Here is a 20,093-nt window from a genome sequence, read left to right as displayed (position 1 = left end):
CTTAAAGAACGGAACGAACCGAAGTAACACCAGGAACATGCTCTTTAAGGATGCGCTCAATACCCATTGAAAGCGTAAGAGAGCTCAGCGGACAACCAGAGCAAGCACCGGTAAGCTTAACTGAAACAACGCCGTCTTCATCTACACCGCGGTATTCCAGATCGCCGCCATCTGCTACAAGACTGGGGCGAATAGCCTCAATTGTTTCCATAAGAAGCTCTTCATCAACAGGAGAAGCAGCGGCTGCATTTTCGTCAAACTGATCGGTGGTCTCCACAGGATTAGTGATATTTTCCTCAGACATTGTTTCCTCCCCATCACCACAAAGAGTGGTGCCGTTATCTTGTATCGCTGGCATTTTACCCGATTCAAGCATTCTCACACAGCTGCTACGCAAGCGGAGCAAAGAGATGCCCTGAATTCGCCCCTTTTTCACGCTGCGGAGCTTTTTTACCATGTGTAATAGCTCTTATGGCCGCAATAAGACGAGAAACCTCGTGGGCCGTCTGCTTCTCATCGAGCAAGGTAGCATCCACCGCAAAGCGAGATACTCCCGCATTGAGAAGCTCAGCAATATTCGGGACAAGGTCAAGCGGCTGAGCAGCGTATATTCTGGAGCGTGATGCCATATCAGTTCTGACTGGAAGGATGTCTCCCCTAACGCCACGAATAGCTAGATCTTTATTCCTGAGTTCACAGCGACCGCAATCATGGATGCATTTCCCCGCCACCTGCAAAACACAATGTTCGCTCGTCATTACCCGAGCTCGACCATACACAACAATCCCCATAGGAATAGTTGCCTGCGCTCCAAGCTGTTCGATTTCTGAAAGCGAAAGTTCGGGAGAAAGCCAGATACCCTTGGCTCCTTCTCGCTCAAACATACGAAGACATGATGTGTTGTGCACTGGAATACAGCTTCGCAGTTCAGGCTTTGCGCCACCCGCCAGAGAAGCCGCAAATTCAGATACATTTCCAACAGCTATAGGAGCATTTGCCTTTACAAAGCGCTTCACAACCTCTTGATAGTCGTCGCGACACACTTCATCAAGAATTGGTATACAGCCGGAAGGAAAGTCGGTTTGTACAAGCTCTAGAGCGGGCACGTAAATACGCTCCGCGCCTGCTTGCAGTGCAGCTTCGGCAATACTCGGTGTCTCGGCAAGGACACAAATCTCTTGACTCAGGCTTTCATCACCTGAGCTACTCGTCAGAGCGGCAGGTGAATCCGATGGCAACGAGGTTGATACGTCCAAGGGCTCACGTACCGCCCAGGGTGCAAGAATCTCTTCGATCAGGCGTTGTGCCGCTTGAGCACGAACTTTATGAAGAACAGAGAAGCCCAGACCAACTCCTGCATCCACCTCTACAGACGTGGAACTTGCGACAAAAGGTGTTGCTCCCAGACGATTTGCATGCTCGGCAAGTTCTGAAGCAGTAACCTCTTTTGTGCGCGCTGGCTCAACAAGAGGACCAATGGCAGTAGCGGAAGCCGAACCATCTTCACAGGAAAGCGTAACTGTAAGGGGTTCGCCCAGCTTTGCTTGGACAAAAACTGTCACGGGCCGTCTGCGCGGCACCTCAACATCTTCAAGACGAGCCGCCGCATCAAGCGCAGCTTGGCTGCGTATGAGACGTACCGGACATCCTTGAGGCATGGGTCGTGCAGCAATGCACGTTATACGTGAGCCGCGGGGAGCATCTTCATTTACGGGTGCTGTAAGAAAACTGTCTGGATCGTCCAGGGGACGAAACTCCAACAGATCGCCCTTGCCTACAGGCTCATCCAAACTGACATATATTTCTGCTCGGGTTAAGGTGCGATTGCGCTCACGCCCACCTTGAGAGCCTCGCGAACGCTTCTTCACATCGGGCAATTTTCGAGAACCTATTACGGTTCCAACCAATTGTCCACGATTATTAGAGCGCCCATAGCTCATGAGTTCATTGCCGGACCTGCCCCATAAATAGGCATCGGTAAAGTCACGATTAAACGAACGTGCAAGCTTGCGATGGCGGATCTCATGCGCGTTTTTATCAGTAACCTGATTGGCAAAGTCATCAAACGCATCTCGATATGCCGAAACAACTGAGAGGACATAATCAGGCGATTTCATACGTCCCTCAATTTTGAGAGAGCCAACTCGTGCCTCTACAAGTTCTTTGATGTCATCAATTGTGCAAGCATCTTTGGGGCACAGTGCTCGACCATTACCGGCAGGAGACAACACCTCGCCAGTAGAGCAATCGATAAGCTCATAAGGCAAACGACATGGTTGAGCACAAAGACCTCTGTTGGCCGAACGACCACCATTCAAACTGGAGAACAAGCAAAGGCCCGAATAGCAAAAGCAAAGCGCTCCATGACCAAAAACTTCAACCTCAATACCAGTTGCAGCAATTGCTTTGATCTCGGGAAGAGAAAGCTCGCGCGATAACGTTACGCGCTTAACACCCATTTTTTCCGAGCACCACAGAGAACCGCGCACATCATGCACGTTTGCTTGTGTCGATACGTGCACCTCAACTTCTGGCCACCGGTGATGCAGCTCGGCCATAAGGCCCCAGTCTTGGACGATTATTGCGTCGGCTCCAAGCGCCCACACATCACGAACGAGACGGAGCGCCTGCTCCATCTCGTCTTCGCGAATAACAACATTAAGCGTAAGGTACACGCGAGTGCCCGCAAGATGCGCTATCCGACAAGCTTCGGCAAAGGTGTCTTTATCGAAGTTCTCAGCACTTCTACGTGCGTTAAAGCTATCCCCAAGAGCGCAATAGATAGCATCTGCCCCGCCTGCAATTGCTGCACGAAATGCTGCAGGGGATCCTGCGGGTGCTAACAGCTCGGGCAGCACTGCTGCCATAGCATTGCTCTGCAACGTGACAGAGTTCGACAAGTGCTTCACAAATAACTCCTACATCAAGTTCAGCGGTACGCGCCTTAAGTACGTTCCCACTGGGCTAATCACCGAATTCCTCAAACTCGCCATTGAGCACAAATGAACGGATTGCCTGATCAAGTCGAGCACTCACGCGAAACGCCGGGACTGATGCACCTTCCTGCTGCTCAAAAAATGCCCGCGCCTGTTCCTTGTCAGCAGAGGCCTTAAGTGCATCAAGTCTTCCAAATTCGTTGATGTTTGCCTCGGTCACCCGTTGTGCAAGCATCTCGCGCAACAAATCAACATCAAGCCCAAATGCAGCGGCAAACTTACTTACCCGATCACTTCGTGTGCGCTCGCGATACTCCTCAATATATTCTCTAAACGTCCGTCCAGACTCTACGGAAACCTCACCCGATTGCACATCAGTGAGGAACATTTCTGCATAGCGCTGATCCTCCTGAGAAAGCATAGCAAACGAGCGATGTAGCTCTTCTAGTGCGCGCTGAGCATCCTCGCCTTCATCGATAGCTTTAAGCCATTTTTCAAACCGAGAATTCATGTAATCAGTATCAATACGTCCTGTATCAACCTCGGTAAGATACGGATCAATATCGTAGGGAATGTCTTCTCCTGACACGCCCGAGCCGCCATGACTCAAATCGTCATAGCGCTGAGCAAGGATGGCGTATATTCGCTGATCAAAAGGTAAAGTTATCTGTGTATCAAGCCCATATGCGCCATAGTCGAGCTGTTCCCAGGTAAAGCCCTGAATCTTGGCAGCTTTGAGATGAACGCTCAGTTCGCGATAAAGCTTGGCAAATTGAGCCCGTGCCGCCAGGCTTTTCGGCAATACGACAAATCCCTCAATACCTTCAGCCTCAAATACGTCGACAATTCGTGAAAACGCAAACGCCATAGCATCGAGGTTCTCTTTGAGCTTGTTTGCAAATAACCCTTGTGGTTTATCGCCAGAATACAAGTTGAACGCATTCTCAACATTGCGACGCATGGTATGCGGATACCGATAGTAGCGCACCGTACCTGTCGTTTTATCACCGCTGTTGTTAAACACGCGATTCGTACGTGAAAATGCTTGGATCAGACCTTCATATCGAAGCACCTTGTCAAGATAGAGCGTATTCACCCATTTTGAATCGAATCCCGTAAGCATTTGGTCGACAACAATTAACAGGTCGATGCGCTCCTCCGGTTTATTGGGGATACCGCCATATCCATCCTTATGGGCGAGTCTCGATGCAATATCGCGTTTGAGAAGGCTGTATGTTGCCATGGTAAAAGTCTGGTTGTAGCGCACATTGTAATCGTTAAGAATTTCTACGAGGCCCTCTTCTTTAAAGGCTGTACCCTCTGTGTTATCGATATTGGGATCTACCTGTGCCGTTACATGTAGGTGTGGAGCAAGCTCCTTAAACAGCCGATAGTATTCGATAGCCTCTGCAATACTACTTGTGGCAAGCATGGCATGGAACCGCCCGCCAACACTACGAGCCGTCCATCCATCAACGATATCTTGCACAACGGCTTTGCGGTGTTTATCGCTGTTGTACTGAGTACGTGACACGTAATCTTCTATGCCTCGTACATACTTCCCATCGGAATCAACATACCCTGCCATGGGAACTTCTTTGAGATACCGCAGATACACTGCCTTCTTGGCAGGATCAGCAAATGCTTCTTCCTCGCTTTTGGCCTTTGCCTGTTCGAGGCCTACCATACGGCGTAGGTCAGCGTCCTTAAATGTTGAAACCATATACGGGTCAAAACCCAATACGTTGCCGTCACGAATGCCATCGGCGATGCTATAGCGATGGAGTTCATCACCAAACACCATAGCTGTAGTTGAGAGACTCTTCTTGTTCTCTTCATAGATAGGCGTTCCTGTAAAACCAAAGAACATCGCTTCTGGAAATGTTTGCTTAATCTCTGTAAGCATGTCTCCAAATGTAGAGCGATGACACTCATCAATGATGAACACAATGCGCTTGTGTTGCATAGCAGCAAGGTCTTTCTCAGACAGAATGCTGTCCTCGTTTACCCTACTCATCTTTTGAATAGATGTGACTATGAGCGTGTCTGCAGGATTATCGCTCTTAAGTTTCTTCCTGAGAACTGCTGTGTTTTCAGTATCCTGAACCGCCTGCTTACGCTGTTCATCGGTCAGACCAGCACCGGCAAAGCCACGGTATTCACGCACAGATTGTGTTCCCAGCTCAATACGGTCCATAAGGAACACGACTTTATCGGCATTACCAGAGTCGGCAATGAGTTGAGCAGACTTGAAGCTCGTCATAGTCTTACCTGAGCCGGTGGTATGCCAAATATAGCCACCCAACTGTTCACGCTTCGACCAGTCATGCTGTGCAACCCGATTAGAGATGGCACTTGCTGCATAGTATTGGTAGCTGCGCATGACTTTAAGAGCACCGTCTCCGGCATCGGCAACCGTGTAGAAACCAATGAGCTGGTGCGCCATGGGAATCGAGAGCAGGTCATGCACAACATCGCGATAATCGTTCTTTGGTTCGTTGTTAAAATCGGCCCAGTGGAATCGGAATGCCCGATTGAACTCACCACTAGGACCGGGATTAGCAAAGTAGTACGACTCCTCAGGGTTCATGGCGACAAACACCTGCACGAGCGAGAACAGGCCTGTAAACACACCCTCACGCGCATACTTCTCGATCTGGTTGTAGGCTTCACTTGCCGGAACACCGCTCTTCTTGAGTTCGATATGAATAACCGGCATGCCATTGATAAGCAGCATTAAGTCGCCACGACGCTTAGGCAACACCTCGGAACGCACACTGAATTTCGGCTGCTGCACAATCTGGTAACGACTTCTGCCGCCAGCAATCTCGCGACGATCGTAAATACGCATGCTCACTGTTTTACCCAAGTGCAGCAAGTCGGCTGGATTATCACGTTTAATAGAAACGGCATAACCATTGATAAACGCATTGAGACGATAAGGAGTACGAAGATCGGCGATCTGCTCCATAATCTGGCGCATCTCGCCCGAGGTTAGCGGACAGTCGTTTAGACGGTCACGTTCGCGGTTGTTGTTGAAGAGAATACGCGCCCAGTTATCGATGAGATCTTGCTCCGTGGGGTACTTGATAACACCCTCGGCATCGTCCCAACCGCAGCGCTTGAGGTTTTCGATAACCGATTCCTCGAAAGCTGCTTCACTTGTAAATGTCACTGGTTCCATTGCCGTCTCCTAATGTGCTTTCCATGTCCAGTGTGATGGGCAGCTATGTGACCTAAACCAACATGCTCTTGAAAAGTGAATTCCTAATATTCCTAAGCAAATCCAGCTTACGCTGGTGAAGTGCGATGAGGTTGTCGAGTCGGGATAAGAGGGCGCCGATTTTATGTTGCTCGGGGAGGGAGGGAACCGGAATACTCTGCTCTAAGAAATCGCTGGAGACGAGATCGTGCATCATAGTGGAGGCTTTAGTCGAGCGAACAAGAATGTCGCGCATCATACCCTCATTGTTGATGGCGTATTTCCAGTACAAAAGGTCGTACTCAGTTTTTTGGCGAAACACATTGAAAATATGCGAAACAATGCCGTCGCCAATAGTGTTTTCTACAAACCTGCCATAGGTGAACTCATTGTTTGAGTGTCCTTCGAACGCAATATCTCCAACTCTCATAACGTTATAAGTGGCCAGATAGCCATCTCCGAGCTTCGGTATTTCGGATAGGTAGGTCATCCCAGCAACAGAGATGATTTTGTCTTCGCGAAACTCCCCGCTGTTCTTCTCGTCATGTTTTTCGTAAATTTCCCCCAGCCTACGCTGTTCCCAAGCGAATGGAATTGCTCGCAGAAGGAATGAGCAAAGTAAATCAACTATCCTCACTCCTTCACCTCCCAATATCCACGCGTTCCACCAATGCGTTCTATACGGCCAGACTCACGAAGTTGCTTAAGATAGCGCTGTACCTGTCGTGGCGATATACCCAAGTTCTTTGCTAGGGTTGCCGCACTAATCGATGGCGTTTTCCGAATGTACTGCAGGATATCTTCGGATATCGCTAGATGTTCTGAGTTGGAATTTACGTCATTTATAACATTCTTTTTTGTTCGATTTACGACATTATTGCTGACATTATCTGCGCCATTTACGACATTTTTATCTACATTACCGACATTATTTACGTCATTCTTTTTGTTTAATGAAGATCCAAACTTGTTAACTTCAGCAAGCTTTGTTCCGTCCATCTCAATGTTCAACGTCAGCTTTGCCCTATCAGGATCAAGAAACTCTTCAAATGTTGGCTGTGCAGTGCCAGCATACTGTGCCGCCCGCTTCAAAAGATCGAATCCACTGCCTGCCTTGTCGCACATGCCAATAAGATTGAACATGGTCATGAGTGTCTTGTTACGCGGGTCAGAAACACCTCCGCCTATTATCACCTCGGCAGGAATGCGCAGACGGCCAGGGTTTGAAAACTCCACTGTCGAGCGCCGCTGAATAACAACAATGCCTGTACGCCCGTAGTAGTCAGCGTGTACAAGTGCATTAGTCAGCCCTTCACGAATTGCCTCATGTTGCGGAGTATCCCCGATACGTCGCATATCTGAATCAAGTTCGAACGGCACCGGTAACCCCTCACACAGCATGCGACTTGCTCGCTTCCAGAAGTCATATACGTTACCAGTCCAGTCGCCAGAATCCGACGTAATACGGTTGTCCCACCTACGTCCTTCACTCACCTGTCTGCAATCAAGAAAGTAGTTAGGAAACTCCTCAGTGATGCGCCATGCCTCGCCAAACATGAGCAGACCAGCCTTCGTCGGATGTAGCTTTCCGTCATCTTCCGAGCGACCGATAGCGCCTAAACGAAGCAGAAATTCTGTATTGGACAATTCGGACCAAGGATGATTAGGCCGAATGAGATCGAACTCATTCCGATACGCACGTATGGAATCACTGTTTAACGCATCGAGATCGATTCTCTCAACAACCTCTTTATCAAGAGCGCCGTCATAACTATCACGAACCATGGCACGAATAACTTCCATAGTGCAGCGATAATCACCTTCGCCTTTGCGGCGATAGGTACCTGCATTCATAGAATTGTTGATGTAAACGGGACGCTGAAAGCGATCAGCACAAGGCACTTTGATAATAACAATCTCGGCACCATCAACATTTTTAATGAGTACATCAGAATCGACCAACAGGTTTGTGCTGACCAGCTGTGGGTTATTTAGACCATTCCATAAGTCTCGAACCAGGGCCGCAGCATCTGGCACTCCAACCACCCTAGGTCCCTCCACCGTTTCCTCAACACCAAGAACAATGAGACCTCCTGCGGTATTGGCAAAAGCAGAATATGTTTCCCACAAACTCTTCGGGAAGCCGCCCTGAGCACGCTTGAATTCAAGACGATTGTTCTCTTGCCATCCGGATAGCTGGTCGATAAACGCCACAGGATCACCTCTCACACGAACATGCCCTCGAGGAGCGACTTCTTGACGTTTTTGAGCAAATCCAGCTTACGCTGGTGAAGTGCGATGAGGTTGTCGAGCTGGGAGAAGAGGACGCCGATGACTTGCTGCTCGGGAAACTGTGGAAGCGATACTTCTATGGTGGCAAGTTGCTTGCCAGAGACTTCCAAGAAGGTAGAGCCAGACGCTCTTTCCTCTGCACACCGCTTAAGTTTTCCGCTCATTGTATAAAGGAAGTAGACATCTGAGCCATCCTTTACAACAAGGGACTGGAATCCCTGATTCGTACAGGCTGACCTGCGAAGAATTGCCGTATTACCAATGCCAGCACGACTTGTAAAGAGAATCGTTTTATTAGCAGGAAGCATCTTTGCTGAACAGCTCGTATATCCCTTCTCTGTGATGCGACGAACACTTCCGTCAGCATAGACATGCTCACCAAGTTCGGCGGGCGAATACCAGTCAATCTCGCCATCCCAGAAGTCTGGATTGCCCGTATTAGGAGTCCCTCCTCCGACAATCTCAGCAATATCTCCCAACCTACGCTGTTCCCAAGCGTCAGTGAAACCGGAGAAACGGAGTTCGGGTGTAGTTTCACCCTCGCGAGGAAACATTTTTTCTAGAAGTGACTTTTTGACCGTTTTCAGTCCGTCACACTTACGCTGGTGAAGTGCGATGAGGTTGTCGAGTCGGTCGAACAACGACCCCAGCGCCGCCTGCTCTGAAACGGATGACATGGCGATTTCGCTCTTTAAGAGCTTGTCAAAAAAGAAGTAGAGTCTTACCCCGCCTTCCTGGAGCATTTCGATTTGCTTGGCGAATAGAGGGGACTTGAGCCAGTGCCACAGAAAGCGGTCGTCGCAACTTTCATCAGTCCTGAATACCTCATAGAGCGAACTCACTATGACGTTATCGCTGGTAGACAGGTATCCGATGGAGCCAACGTTGATTCGAGCTGGGTTGTAGGCAAACGAGCCTGGTTCAACGATCCAATAGGCGGTCTTATCTGCCTCCCGCATTGTTCCGCCGTTTTCAAATTGCTCTTCCTGAGGCACGAAGCCGCGATCGTTCGAGACGGAGAAGCTCTCGAGAGGAAGGTTGTCTTTGTTGCGGACACCTGCCGCAACGACAAAATCTCCCAGCCTACGCTGTTCCCAAGCGTCAGTGAAACCGGAGAAACGGATGCGCGGAGTAAGTATCTTTTCCTCAGGGTTATGCATCGAAATCACCCATCAAAAGCCTCTGCAGCTCATGGATGCCAGCCATATCGTTCTCGTTGCCCGTAAGATCCCCCAGCATGTCACAGAGTTCACGCTCGGTATCGCGAATCTGACGATCCAGATCAGGCAATGTGCTGGCGTATTTATCACACAAGGCTTGAATACGTTTTACAAACCCATCAACAACTTCACTCGGAAGTTGTTGCAAGCGCTCAACCAGCGGTGTCACCCATTTACGATGGAGCAACTCAAGCGCTTGCTCGTCTGTCACACCCTCAATCGCCGCCTTGGTATGCTCAATCAGCTCCATTCGAGCAGTCTTCTCTGCTTTTTTTATCTTTGTTTCCTCAGTATTGAGAGAAAGTGCTTTTCCAAGCGTTGATGCAAGCGAATCCTCCGGCACAGTTATACGTGTTTGCACTTCTGTGATACGGGCGGCAACCGCCCGCTTTGGATAACTTCCATCGCGTGCAGGCTTCATGGCATCCCAAGCAACCTCAGGATGTTTAGCAATAAAGTTGAGCTGTTCCTGTAGTGAGCACTTTTCATCTACCAACTTCCGGTAACCAAGAAGAGCATTAAGCTCAGCATCAAATGATGCTAGCTCTTCTTCCAACGCTGCTGGAAGTTTCTTAAAGTCGAATTCTTCACCACCATCTTTCATAAACGACGCATTCTCGAGGCTTTCATCGCTTATCTCAGAAATAAGATCGCTATACGAACTAGCAATCTGGTTCAGACGATCGCTCATCGCATTAACCGCCGCGAGCTCGTCAGTAAGCAAATACTCCTGCACGAGACCAAATGGCAGCACATGTCCCTTCCATGGGTTGTTCTTATCTTGCTCTTCGACCTCAGTATCTCCCTTTTTCTTAGAGATCATGTTTTGGTCAACTTGACGCACAGCATCAAAACCCTCGGTCTGGATAGTCTCCAGATCTGCGGCGATACCCTCCCACTGGTCGTCAAGCGCTTGGTATGCAACGTACTTATCAACGAGCGGCACACTGGAGAGGCGCTCGAACACGTCATCAGCAATATGCTCTTCCTCGCTGGCAATATGCACAAGCGAGGGCTCCTCAATCAGCTCCTCATAGAGATAGGAGTCAAAGCTCTCAAAAGCCTTGGTGCATTGGTGTTGATATGTCTGAATCGACTCATGCGACGCAACTGCCTCCGCCACATCGTCCACCACAAGTTCCGCAGTACGACCATCCTCACTGAACAAATGCTTACGCAGGCCCGGGAAAACCTTCCAGTAATCGTTGAGCTTATCAAGCTCGCTTGTGGGAACACCACCAAACATTGTTGCGTAGATATCCCACGTTTCCGGATCTTCCGATGAATCAACATAGCGAGGAATATTCAAGTTGTAATCGTTTGCCCGCACCTCGTCGATAGGCACAACGCGTGCAAACTTCTCGATGTCCTTACGTGTCCGTACAACATCCACAATGCGCTTAATATCCGAAGAACGCAGCTTATTATTCTTACCGTCCTTCTCAAAACCCTTCGATGCATCGACGATGAGAATACTGCCGTCGTCCCCCGTTTGCGGCTTGTGTAGGACCATGATGATAGTAGGAATGCCTGTCCCGTAGAAAATGTTTGCTGGCAGGCCAATAATTGCCTCGATATTGTGATGTTCTACGAGGTTGCGCCTGATAACGCCCTCTTGGTCACCGCGGAAAAGTACACCATGTGGCAAAACAATCGTCATAACACCATCTGGTTTGAGGTGAAACAGACAGTGAAGCAAGAAGGCGTAGTCCGCTTTGGACTTAGGAGCGATGCCATAGCTTGAAAAGCGCGGATCAGTTTCCTTACCGTCTGGATCCCAGTTTTGCGAATACGGCGGGTTTGAGACCACTGCATCAACAAAAAGCGGTTCGTAGGTGCCGTCTGGATCCTTTTCGTCAAACCAAGGCCAGTCGCGCGCCAGCGTATCGTCGTTGCGCGTCTCGATATTGTCGACGCGAATACCGCGCATGATGAGGTTCATACGCGTGAGGTTGTAGGTCGCCTGCACAAGTTCCTGTGCGTAGTATTTGATCGACTCTGCCGGCACACCGTGCTTTGCGGCCGTCTTGCCAATGTTGATGAGTAGCGAGCCAGAGCCGCTGGTAGGGTCGTAAATCTCGATATGATTGCGGCGGGACAGGTGCTCGGCAATGATTTCCGACATGAGTAATGAGACCTCGTGAGGCGTATAGAACTCCCCCGCTTTCTTGCCAGCATTGGAAGCAAATTGGCTGATAAGATACTCATAGATATAACCGAGGACGTCGTAATCCTGCTTATCATCCATAGGGATTTCATCAATGAGATGAATGAGGTCACTCACTGCCTTGGTTTGCGAAGCAGTGCTATTACCGAGTTTTGAGATACCTGTCTGTAGCGTATTGAAGATGCCGTCGAATACTTTGCTATGGCTATCGTCCACAAGACGATCGAATGCCGAGAGCGCCGTTAGCACATTATCAACACTGAAGTCATGTCCAAGATTAAGCCATGTGGAAAATAGATCCTTATAGCCTATGAAGTAACCGAGGTTATTGCGCATCATGCCGAGAATTTCCGCATCTTCCTCAGTGAGAGCAGGAAGATCTTCCTTGGTGGCACCTTGCGAATAGAAATACTTCTCTTCCTGTTCAGAGAGGTATTTGTAAAAAATGAAGCCAAGAATGTAATCCTTGTATTCGTTAGGCTCAATCTTTGAACGCATCTTGTTTGCTGATGCCCAAATTTTAGCTGCGAGCTGCTGTTTGTTCATTTGTCCTCCAGGGTTATACGCATTTGATATTGTATCAACCCGCTTGGACAGAAACACATTCGCTTGGGAACAGCGTAGGTTGGGGGATGTTACTGAAGTTTTTGACGGGACGCACCAGACTCCCACTTATACAGACGGTGGAGTAATGTTCGTTTCAGTGGAAGATATCGCAACACTAAGATCCGATAAATATATCTCACGTGATGCCTTTGAGAAAGATTTCAAGGTTCATCCGGAAAAGGGTGACACTCTCATGACTCGAATCGGCGACATTGGAACTGCGAATGTCGTAAATTCGGACGATGACCTTGCCTTTTATGTAAGTTTAGCGCTGCTTAAACCAAGAGAAATTGATTCGATCTATCTTGTCTATTGTTTATCATCGCCGTTTGCTCGCAATGAGCTATACAAGCGAACTCTTCATATTGCCTTTCCAAAAAAGATCAACAAAAACGAGATTGAAAAATCGCTCATTCCATATCCAATTAGCAATGCAGAGCAGCGCAAGATCGGCGCCCTTTTCTCCCGCCTCGACAACCTCATCGCACTTCACCAGCGTAAGGATCAGAGAAACAAAGACCTGTTATTCAGATAAATGTTTTCCACCAACCACCATGCCGGCATTAATAGGAACTGAGGAATCACAAGGACAAGTAATCTTTTCAAACATTTTTATTAGGCCGGTATAGTCCTGCTCCTCGGCCGCAAGTCGACTTGCCTCGTCATTCTCTTCCCCAGAAGCAAGACGCCAATCAAGGTCATATCCTGCCTGATGACATATCATCGACCACATAAGTCGTTGCGTTCGGCCGTTACCCTCACGAAACGGATGAACGAAGTTGTAGTTATCGTAGTGATAGGCAATACGATTAATGAAATTGTTAGGAGATAGTCCAACAAGAAAGTGATCTCGTCTGAGTTCTCCTTGCGACCATTCGATCCCTGTAGCAATGTTGACCGAAGGAAGAAAAAACTCGGATCCCTCTGTACGCTTTCGAATTTCAACGGTTCGAATCTTGCCAGCCCAGTCAAAAATATCTTGGAATAACCAATGATGTATGAAACAGAGGTCATCCAAACTGCCGATTGGTTGAATGGGTAGACACTCTATGAACTGACTCATTCTTATGGCAACGAGCTCTCCTTCGGCGTTATTAAGCTCATCATAAGTAGTGGCACCTACAAGATTTCGCAGAATACCACTCTGAGGATCTATGTAAGGATCAACGAACTTCTGCGACATTCTTGTCATCCGAGATATGGATATTCCAGCGACGTTTGGTACGACGCATTAAGTCTTCTATAGAAATATCGCCCCGGACATACTGAACGGAGTCTTCTCTAAACTCAGCAGAAACGTAAGCTCCCTCCATTTCGCCGGAGTGAATTGCTTCCTCCATTGCACGCTTTCGATCCATAAATCCCTCCTATCTGTTATATAAGCATACCCAAAATACATGGATGCTAAGAAAGAAGAAGGCTTTCACTTGGACAGAAACACATTCGCTTGGGAACAGCGTAGGTTGGGGGATGTTACTGAAGTTTTTGACGGGACGCACCAGACTCCCACTTATACAGACGGTGGAGTAATGTTCGTTTCAGTGGAAGATATCGCAACACTAAGATCCGATAAATATATCTCACGTGATGCCTTTGAGAAAGATTTCAAGGTTCATCCGGAAAAGGGTGACACTCTCATGACTCGAATCGGCGACATTGGAACTGCGAATGTCGTAAATTCGGACGATGACCTTGCCTTTTATGTAAGTTTAGCGCTGCTTAAACCAAGAGAAATTGATTCGATCTATCTTGTCTATTGTTTATCATCGCCGTTTGCTCGCAATGAGCTATACAAGCGAACTCTTCATATTGCCTTTCCAAAAAAGATCAACAAAAACGAGATTGAAAAATCGCTCATTCCATATCCAATTAGCAATGCAGAGCAGCGCAAGATCGGCGCCCTTTTCTCCCGCCTCGACAACCTCATCGCACTTCACCAGCGTAAGCTGGATAGAAATTGCAGCGTAAGCCCATCCTAAGAGAGGAGGGCGAGGATGGCCGTTCAAGTAACATCAGCAACTCGCTTTTGCGATTATTATCATGACTGGATTACAACGTATAAAGAAGGCGCTATACGCAAAGTAACCATGGACAAGTACCTTCTTACGGCGTCATGACTAGAAAAGCTAGCTCCAAATCTACTAATTCAAGATCTCAATCGCACTGCCTATCAGCAGTTATTGAACGAATATGCAAAATGTCATGAACGTCAAACAACGATGGATTTTCATCATCATCTGAAATGCGCCATTCTCGATGCAGTTGATGAGGGCCTTATTATGCGCGATCCAACACGTAAGGCAGTAATAAAAGGGATGCCGCCGCGCGCGAAAAAGCCGAAGTATCTCAACCAATTTGAGCTCCATAAACTGCTTGATGTGCTTCATCTTGAGCAGCACGTAAACTGGGATTGGCTCATTCTACTTATTGCTAAAACCGGGCTGAGATTTTCAGAAGCTCTTGCAGTCACACCGAATGACTTTAACTTTTCACGGCAAATCTTATCCATTGATAAAACTTGGGACTATAAAGATGACGGAGGGTTCCTTCCAACCAAAAATTACTCTTCTGTCAGAAAGGTCCAACTTGACTGGCAGTTAATTATTCAATTCGCAGAACTTATTAAAGGATTACCTCCAAACCAGCCCATCTTTGTTAATGGGAAAGTGTACAACTCAACAGTAAATGCCGTTCTTTCAAGAAGGTGTCTCGAAGCCGGTGTGCCAGAGATAAGCGTTCATGGTCTCAGACATACGCATGCATCTTTACTGTTGTTTGCTGGAGTATCCACTGCAAGTGTTGCTAAACGACTAGGACATTCGAGTACGACTACAACACAAAAAGTCTATCTACATGTAATTCAGGAATTGGAGAACCAGGACGTTGACCTGGTTATGCGTTCTTTATCAGGCCTAAGTTAATCATAAGGTGTAATGGGCTTACGCTGATAAATCTCGATAGCACTAGTAATAAAATTGTCCAGCCTCACACCGATGACACAGCCAATCAAAACACGCTGACTTTAAGTCATCCATTGCAGAGGCTGGACAATGGCAATTACTCTAAATCTTGTTTACACCAACCGTGCCCAACGACGCTTACCAGACTGAATAGTGGTACCCGCAGAGAAAAGCGAGGGATCTACGTTGTAGGCTTTAGCGGCAACAGCCTCGCCGTTTATCTTCACGCCACCACCATCAACTAAACGGCGTGCCTCACCAGCAGACTTTGCAATACCTACCTCAACAAGCAAACGCCCCAGGTAAACTTTTCCTTCGTCGTTGACCTCAACGACAGAAAGCGGAAACTCAGGAATATCTTCAGGAACTTCAGAACGCTTGAACTGAGCATCGAAGGCAGCCATAGCAGCTTCGCCGGCACCAGCGCCGTGGTAGAGGTCCACAATATTCACGCCCAGCTCACGCTTAAGCTGATAGGGATCGGCGGTTCCATCGGCAAAAGCAGCATCGATGGCGTCGATCTTCTCAATCGGAGCGGTGGAGCACAGACGCCAATACAGCGGCACCAGTTCGTCGGTAATAGACATAACCTTGCCAAACATATCTGCCGGCTCGTCTGTAAGACCAATATAGTTACCGTAGCTCTTAGACATCTTCTTATGGCCATCGGTACCCACCAACAGCGGCATGGTAAGTGCTACCTGAGGCTCCATGTCCATCGCGCGCATAAGATCACGACCGGCAAGCAAGTTAAAGATCTGATCGTTGCCACCCATCTCAAGGTCAGCCTTCACAACCACCGAGTCATACGCCTGCAGTACCGGGTAGATAAATTCGTGCAAGGCGATGGATTTACCCTCGGTGTAGCGGTTGTGGAAGTCCTCGCGCTCAAGAATGCGAGCCACGTTGAACTGGCTCATGAGTTTGAGCATCTCAGCAAGATTGAGGCCCTTCAGCCAATCGCCATTGTGAACAATCGTGGTGCGCTCTGGATCGAGCACTTTCATGGCCTGCTCAACATAGGTCTTGGCGTTAGCCTCCACCTGCTCTTCAGTAAGCGGCGGACGAGTAGAGTCACGCCCTGACGGATCGCCAATGAGCGCCGTGCCGTTACCAATGATGAGGGTGACGTTATGTCCCAAATCTTGGAATTGACGCATCTTACGCAAGGGAACGGCATGACCAAGATGCAAATCGGGTGAGGTCGGATCTACGCCAAGCTTGATATTAAGCGGCGTACCTTTTTCGAGCTTCTTTTTAAGCTCATCAAGCGGCACAATCTGCATCGTACCCGACGTAATAACCTTGAGCTGTTCCTCAACTGGCAGCAATGCTCTGTCCTCCGTGTATTCAGTGTCATTGTGAAAGTGTGAGGATTGGTACTCCTCACATGCAAGCCTATAGAATAGCGCAGAATAGCTCTTCTTCGCAGTGGCTACTCCTCTTATAGCACGCTATTTTTCACTTTTTGTGCCATATTTTGTTCGGTATTGCTCTTCAATATATTGTGCACTTGAGGGTACCGTCGCCTTATCGTCCACTCGTACTGAAGAAATTTCTACGTACCGTTTGTTCTGCACATCAAGCCAAGGATCAAGTAAAAGTCCTGCCAAAGCACACAAGGCGCCATTTTCAAGCACATGCGGTGCAATAGAAGCAAAACTCCCCTCAACCTCTTCCAACACAGAGAAGAGCCATGAGCAATAGGCATCCGCCAGATCGCGCCGCATCAAAAAGAGGTTGGTATGATGCCCATGCGTGATGCGAAGACTTCTGACAAAAGGCTCTTCATATTCTGGACAGATTTCTGACAAAACATCACGAATAACGGTAATGAGCAACTCGTCATATTCACGTGCAAATTGTGTTGCTGTTGTCACGACAAAATAGTTAGTCTCCGATGGCACCACAATTCCATACGTTGCAACGCGATGCATCAAGAAATCTTTGTGTGCAACACGCTTTTTCCTATTAAGGCGATAGTTTGAAGCAAGGTAGCGTCCATTGCAGGCAAACCCCAAAACATCAGCATTAAGATTTTTCCATGCCCAATATAGTGCACAAAGATCTCCATAAGCCGAAAAACGCTCAGAGATGTTAGCTCCACTATCATCGCGTTTCCAATTTGAAGGTACGGCTTCGTCAGACTGGCATAAAGCAGCACCAGAAAGTACCGGTACAAATTCCTCGCCATCTGGCACCCATGCTGGTTCGTGCGCGGCGACAACCACTTTAAGGTTTTCTTTTGTGTCCACCTTGCCTCCTCAGCGCATCAACTTTAGTGTTAAACCCTATTACACACATTCAGACAAATGAATGCGTTTTAGAATATACGTGACTTTTGCCAATAATTCTTTCCTACGTCTGGTTAACCCCCATAATGATGGGCGACCAAAAAAGGAGGAACAATGGGTGTTCGCACCAGACGCGCGCGTAAGCACTCCAAGACTCACTTTATAGGCTTTGGCGCCGCCGGTATTTTGGGATTTTTAGCTCTTCTCGGCATCGCCTTGGCAGTGTCGCTTGGAACGCTTGTAGATTCTTGGCTTGAAGACCTTCCGGACTATACTTCGGCAGACGCATATCTCGTAGCCGAACCAACTCAGGTCTACGATGCCGATGGCAATCTTATTGCTGAGTTCTATCTACAAAATCGCCGCAGCGTTACAGAAGATGAAGTATCTCCCTATGTTCTTGAGGGAACCGTCGCTGTTGAGGACGAGCGTTTCTATCAACACAACGGTGTAGACCCTCAAGGCGTTATTCGCGCTGCCGTTGGCCAGCTTTTTGGTGGCTCTGAAGGCGCATCTACCATTACTCAGCAGCTTGTAAGAAACACAGTTCTTTCTGACGAACAGTTCGAGATCTCTCTCAAACGTAAAGTTCGTGAGGCTTACATTGCTATTCAAATGGAGAAGATGTACACCAAAGATCAAATCTTGATGATGTATCTCAACACCATTTACTACGGCTATGGTGCCTATGGCATTGAAGCAGCATCTATCACCTACTTCAATAAGCACGCCAGCGAGCTCACCCTTAATGAAGCTGCCACACTTATTGGTATTCCAAACTCACCAAGCTATTACGATCCTACCGTCAATATGGATGCTTGTAAGAGCCGTCGTGATCTTGTTTTGCGGCGCATGCTGAGCAACGGCGTTATCACGCAGGAAGAGTACGACCAAACGGTCGGAACAGATATCACGCTCAATCTTGGCAACTCGGTTATGGATGAGAATGGCACCTATCCATACTTCACTGCCTATATCAAAGAGCTGCTTCAGCAAGACTTTGACTCTGACACTATCTTCCAGGGTGGTTTGCAGGTATACACCACGCTTGACCCTGCAAGTCAACAAGCCGCAGAGGAAGCAGTACAGGAAACGCTTAACGATATTGGCGATGATTCACTCGAGGCTGCCCTTGTTGCCATCGACCCTGATACGGGTTACGTAAAGGCCATGATCGGTGGACGTGACTTCAATGCCAACCAGTTCAACCTTGCAACACAAGCTCGTAGGCAGGCTGGTTCAAGCTTTAAAGCCTTCACGCTTGCTGCGGCCATAGGTGATGGCATGAACCCGCAGATTTATCTCAACTGCAACTCACCTATTCAGGCCTCTTCAACATGGCGCGTACAAAACTATGCGAATACAAGTTATGGCACCATCACACTCGCACGCGCGACTGAGTACTCTTCTAACACAGGCTATGCTCAAGTAGCCCAAGCGATTGGCGCACAAAAGATCGTTGATACCGCTAAAGCTATGGGTATTGATGAGGACTTACCCGCCTACGAGTCACTCACTCTCGGCGTTATTGGTATTCCTCCCATTCAGATGGCAGAAGCCTATGCCACCCTTGCTTCCGGTGGTGTGCACCACGATGCGGTAGCCATTACAAAGATTGAAGACCGCAATGGCAATACCGTATACGAGCATCAAGATAATCCAACTCAAGCACTAACAGCTGAGGTTGCGCATGCAACCACCGAGGTGCTTTCTGGTGTTGTCAACCACTCAGGTGGTACCGCAACGGCTGTACTTAACTACACCAATGGAGTCGACCAGCCCATTGCAGGCAAAACAGGAACGACTGAAAATGCCCGTGACCTTTGGTTCTGCGGCTATACACCACAAATCTCTGTAGCTGTATGGGTTGGTTACCGCGAAGAAGCACCTATCTATGTCTACGGCTCTGAAGGCCATCCTTCCAACACAGCCTGCCCCATTTTCGGTCGATACCTTGCAAAGACGCTTGCAGGTACACCTCGTGAGGAATTCCCCGAGGCAGCTGATCCTGAATACAAGCCGAATAGCTCTTGGACCTTCTCTGCTACAAAGAGCCAGAGTGAAATAGAAGAGGATCGTAAGGCAGAAGAAGAGAAGGATAAGAAAGAAGAAGAAAAGAAAGAGGAAACAAAGAAAGATCAAAACTCCTCTTCTTCAGATAACTCTCAGAGCACCGAGACGTCTGAGACTCCTTCTACAGGCGATGGTGGATCCACTGGAGAGACTCCTTCAAATCCTGGACAAGGCGGTGATACTTCAGACGGAGGCGAAACTGGAAGCACTACTCCTCCTGCGCAATCCGGTACTGGTATAGCTGCGTTTTTGGGACTCTGGTATAACTCGCCACTCACACTTCCGTGGCTTCTTTGATTGAGAGCTACTCAAACCGAACGCATAAAAGGGTTGGAACAAACAA

Annotated in this window: 16 protein-coding genes; 5 read left to right on the top strand and 11 right to left on the bottom strand. The window is 48.2% G+C overall.

Features of this window, described 5'->3' with window-relative positions; all coding sequences use genetic code 11:
• Position 1 precedes the first annotated feature (1 nt).
• The 7 genes from ACQY6Y_RS06155 to ACQY6Y_RS06125 form a co-directional block, all read right to left on the bottom strand.
• Complete coding sequence (locus ACQY6Y_RS06155; protein WP_428379434.1) at positions 2–304, bottom strand: NifU family protein; 303 nt, start codon at positions 302–304, stop codon at positions 2–4.
• A gap of 85 nt (positions 305–389) precedes the next feature.
• Complete coding sequence (locus tag ACQY6Y_RS06150) at positions 390–2,909, bottom strand: DUF3656 domain-containing U32 family peptidase (RefSeq protein WP_428379433.1); 2,520 nt, start codon at positions 2,907–2,909, stop codon at positions 390–392.
• Between the two features lie 55 nt (positions 2,910–2,964).
• The gene (locus ACQY6Y_RS06145; protein WP_428379432.1) at positions 2,965–6,120 is read right to left on the bottom strand and encodes a type I restriction endonuclease subunit R; all 3,156 of its coding nucleotides are present in this window, start codon (positions 6,118–6,120) and stop codon (positions 2,965–2,967) included.
• 52 nt (positions 6,121–6,172) lie between these two features.
• A complete protein-coding gene (locus ACQY6Y_RS06140) occupies positions 6,173–6,775 on the bottom strand; it encodes a restriction endonuclease subunit S (protein WP_428379431.1) in 603 nt (200 codons plus the stop codon).
• Complete coding sequence (locus ACQY6Y_RS06135) at positions 6,772–8,352, bottom strand: RNA-binding domain-containing protein (protein ID WP_428379430.1); 1,581 nt, start codon at positions 8,350–8,352, stop codon at positions 6,772–6,774. Before ACQY6Y_RS06135 ends, ACQY6Y_RS06140 begins: the two co-directional genes overlap by 4 nt.
• 11 nt (positions 8,353–8,363) lie before the next feature.
• Complete coding sequence (locus tag ACQY6Y_RS06130; protein WP_428379429.1) at positions 8,364–9,590, bottom strand: restriction endonuclease subunit S; 1,227 nt, start codon at positions 9,588–9,590, stop codon at positions 8,364–8,366.
• Positions 9,583–12,363, bottom strand: coding sequence for a type I restriction-modification system subunit M (locus ACQY6Y_RS06125; RefSeq protein ID WP_428379428.1), 2,781 nt, complete (start codon positions 12,361–12,363; stop codon positions 9,583–9,585). The genes ACQY6Y_RS06130 and ACQY6Y_RS06125 overlap by 8 nt, the downstream gene beginning before the upstream one ends.
• On the opposite strand from ACQY6Y_RS06125, the gene ACQY6Y_RS06120 reads away from it, so the two are divergent.
• Positions 12,284–12,958: a restriction endonuclease subunit S gene (locus ACQY6Y_RS06120; protein WP_428379427.1), complete on the top strand. Its 675-nt coding sequence runs from the start codon at positions 12,284–12,286 to the stop codon at positions 12,956–12,958. The genes ACQY6Y_RS06125 and ACQY6Y_RS06120 overlap by 80 nt on opposite strands.
• On the opposite strand, the gene ACQY6Y_RS06115 is transcribed toward ACQY6Y_RS06120, so the two are convergent.
• Positions 12,947–13,606 carry a Fic/DOC family protein gene (locus tag ACQY6Y_RS06115; RefSeq protein ID WP_428379426.1) on the bottom strand — a complete coding sequence of 220 codons (660 nt, stop codon included), beginning with the start codon at positions 13,604–13,606 and terminating at the stop codon, positions 12,947–12,949. The genes ACQY6Y_RS06120 and ACQY6Y_RS06115 overlap by 12 nt on opposite strands.
• Positions 13,587–13,781, bottom strand: coding sequence for a hypothetical protein (locus tag ACQY6Y_RS06110; protein ID WP_428379425.1), 195 nt, complete (start codon positions 13,779–13,781; stop codon positions 13,587–13,589). The genes ACQY6Y_RS06115 and ACQY6Y_RS06110 overlap by 20 nt, the downstream gene beginning before the upstream one ends.
• Positions 13,782–13,820: 39 nt before the next feature.
• Here ACQY6Y_RS06110 and ACQY6Y_RS06105 point away from each other — a divergent pair, with 39 nt between their 5' ends.
• From ACQY6Y_RS06105 to ACQY6Y_RS06095, 3 genes are all read left to right on the top strand, one after another.
• Complete coding sequence (locus ACQY6Y_RS06105; RefSeq protein ID WP_428379424.1) at positions 13,821–14,402, top strand: restriction endonuclease subunit S; 582 nt, start codon at positions 13,821–13,823, stop codon at positions 14,400–14,402.
• A gap of 15 nt (positions 14,403–14,417) precedes the next feature.
• Positions 14,418–14,540, top strand: coding sequence for a hypothetical protein (locus tag ACQY6Y_RS06100; RefSeq protein WP_428379423.1), 123 nt, complete (start codon positions 14,418–14,420; stop codon positions 14,538–14,540).
• 63 nt (positions 14,541–14,603) lie between these two features.
• Positions 14,604–15,344, top strand: a complete 741-nt coding sequence (locus ACQY6Y_RS06095) for a site-specific integrase (protein WP_428379422.1) — start codon at positions 14,604–14,606, stop codon at positions 15,342–15,344.
• Positions 15,345–15,496: 152 nt separating this feature from the next.
• Here the strand turns inward: ACQY6Y_RS06095 and tyrS are convergent, their stop codons facing one another.
• On the bottom strand, positions 15,497–16,714 hold the full coding sequence (tyrS, locus tag ACQY6Y_RS06090; RefSeq protein ID WP_428379421.1) for a tyrosine--tRNA ligase: 1,218 nt from the start codon (positions 16,712–16,714) through the stop codon (positions 15,497–15,499).
• Between the two features lie 123 nt (positions 16,715–16,837).
• On the bottom strand, positions 16,838–17,638 hold the full coding sequence (locus tag ACQY6Y_RS06085) for a DUF4422 domain-containing protein (protein WP_428379420.1): 801 nt from the start codon (positions 17,636–17,638) through the stop codon (positions 16,838–16,840).
• A 153-nt stretch (positions 17,639–17,791) separates the two neighbouring features.
• Here ACQY6Y_RS06085 and ACQY6Y_RS06080 point away from each other — a divergent pair, with 153 nt between their 5' ends.
• Positions 17,792–20,047, top strand: a complete 2,256-nt coding sequence (locus ACQY6Y_RS06080) for a transglycosylase domain-containing protein (protein WP_428379419.1) — start codon at positions 17,792–17,794, stop codon at positions 20,045–20,047.
• Positions 20,048–20,093: the final 46 nt, after the last annotated feature.

The organism is Olsenella sp. Marseille-QA0557 (assembly GCF_965119725.1).
Lineage (GTDB): Bacteria > Actinomycetota > Coriobacteriia > Coriobacteriales > Atopobiaceae > Coprovicinus > Coprovicinus avistercoris.
The sequence above is the reverse complement of the archived record's forward strand: the minus strand, read 5'-3'. Positions and strand labels throughout refer to the sequence as shown.

What these genes read in the sequence shown, in the direction of transcription:
- ACQY6Y_RS06145 (WP_428379432.1), bottom strand. Translation starts at nt 6,120, where the DNA reads ATGGAACCAGTGACATTTACAAGTGAAGCAGCTTTCGAGGAATCGGTT.
- ACQY6Y_RS06105 (WP_428379424.1), top strand. Translation starts at nt 13,821, where the DNA reads ATGGATGCTAAGAAAGAAGAAGGCTTTCACTTGGACAGAAACACATTC.
- ACQY6Y_RS06155 (WP_428379434.1), bottom strand. Translation starts at nt 304, where the DNA reads ATGTCTGAGGAAAATATCACTAATCCTGTGGAGACCACCGATCAGTTT.
- ACQY6Y_RS06080 (WP_428379419.1), top strand. Translation starts at nt 17,792, where the DNA reads ATGGGTGTTCGCACCAGACGCGCGCGTAAGCACTCCAAGACTCACTTT.
- ACQY6Y_RS06100 (WP_428379423.1), top strand. Translation starts at nt 14,418, where the DNA reads ATGGCCGTTCAAGTAACATCAGCAACTCGCTTTTGCGATTATTATCAT.
- ACQY6Y_RS06130 (WP_428379429.1), bottom strand. Translation starts at nt 9,590, where the DNA reads ATGCATAACCCTGAGGAAAAGATACTTACTCCGCGCATCCGTTTCTCC.
- ACQY6Y_RS06110 (WP_428379425.1), bottom strand. Translation starts at nt 13,781, where the DNA reads ATGGATCGAAAGCGTGCAATGGAGGAAGCAATTCACTCCGGCGAAATG.
- ACQY6Y_RS06125 (WP_428379428.1), bottom strand. Translation starts at nt 12,363, where the DNA reads ATGAACAAACAGCAGCTCGCAGCTAAAATTTGGGCATCAGCAAACAAG.
- ACQY6Y_RS06115 (WP_428379426.1), bottom strand. Translation starts at nt 13,606, where the DNA reads ATGTCGCAGAAGTTCGTTGATCCTTACATAGATCCTCAGAGTGGTATT.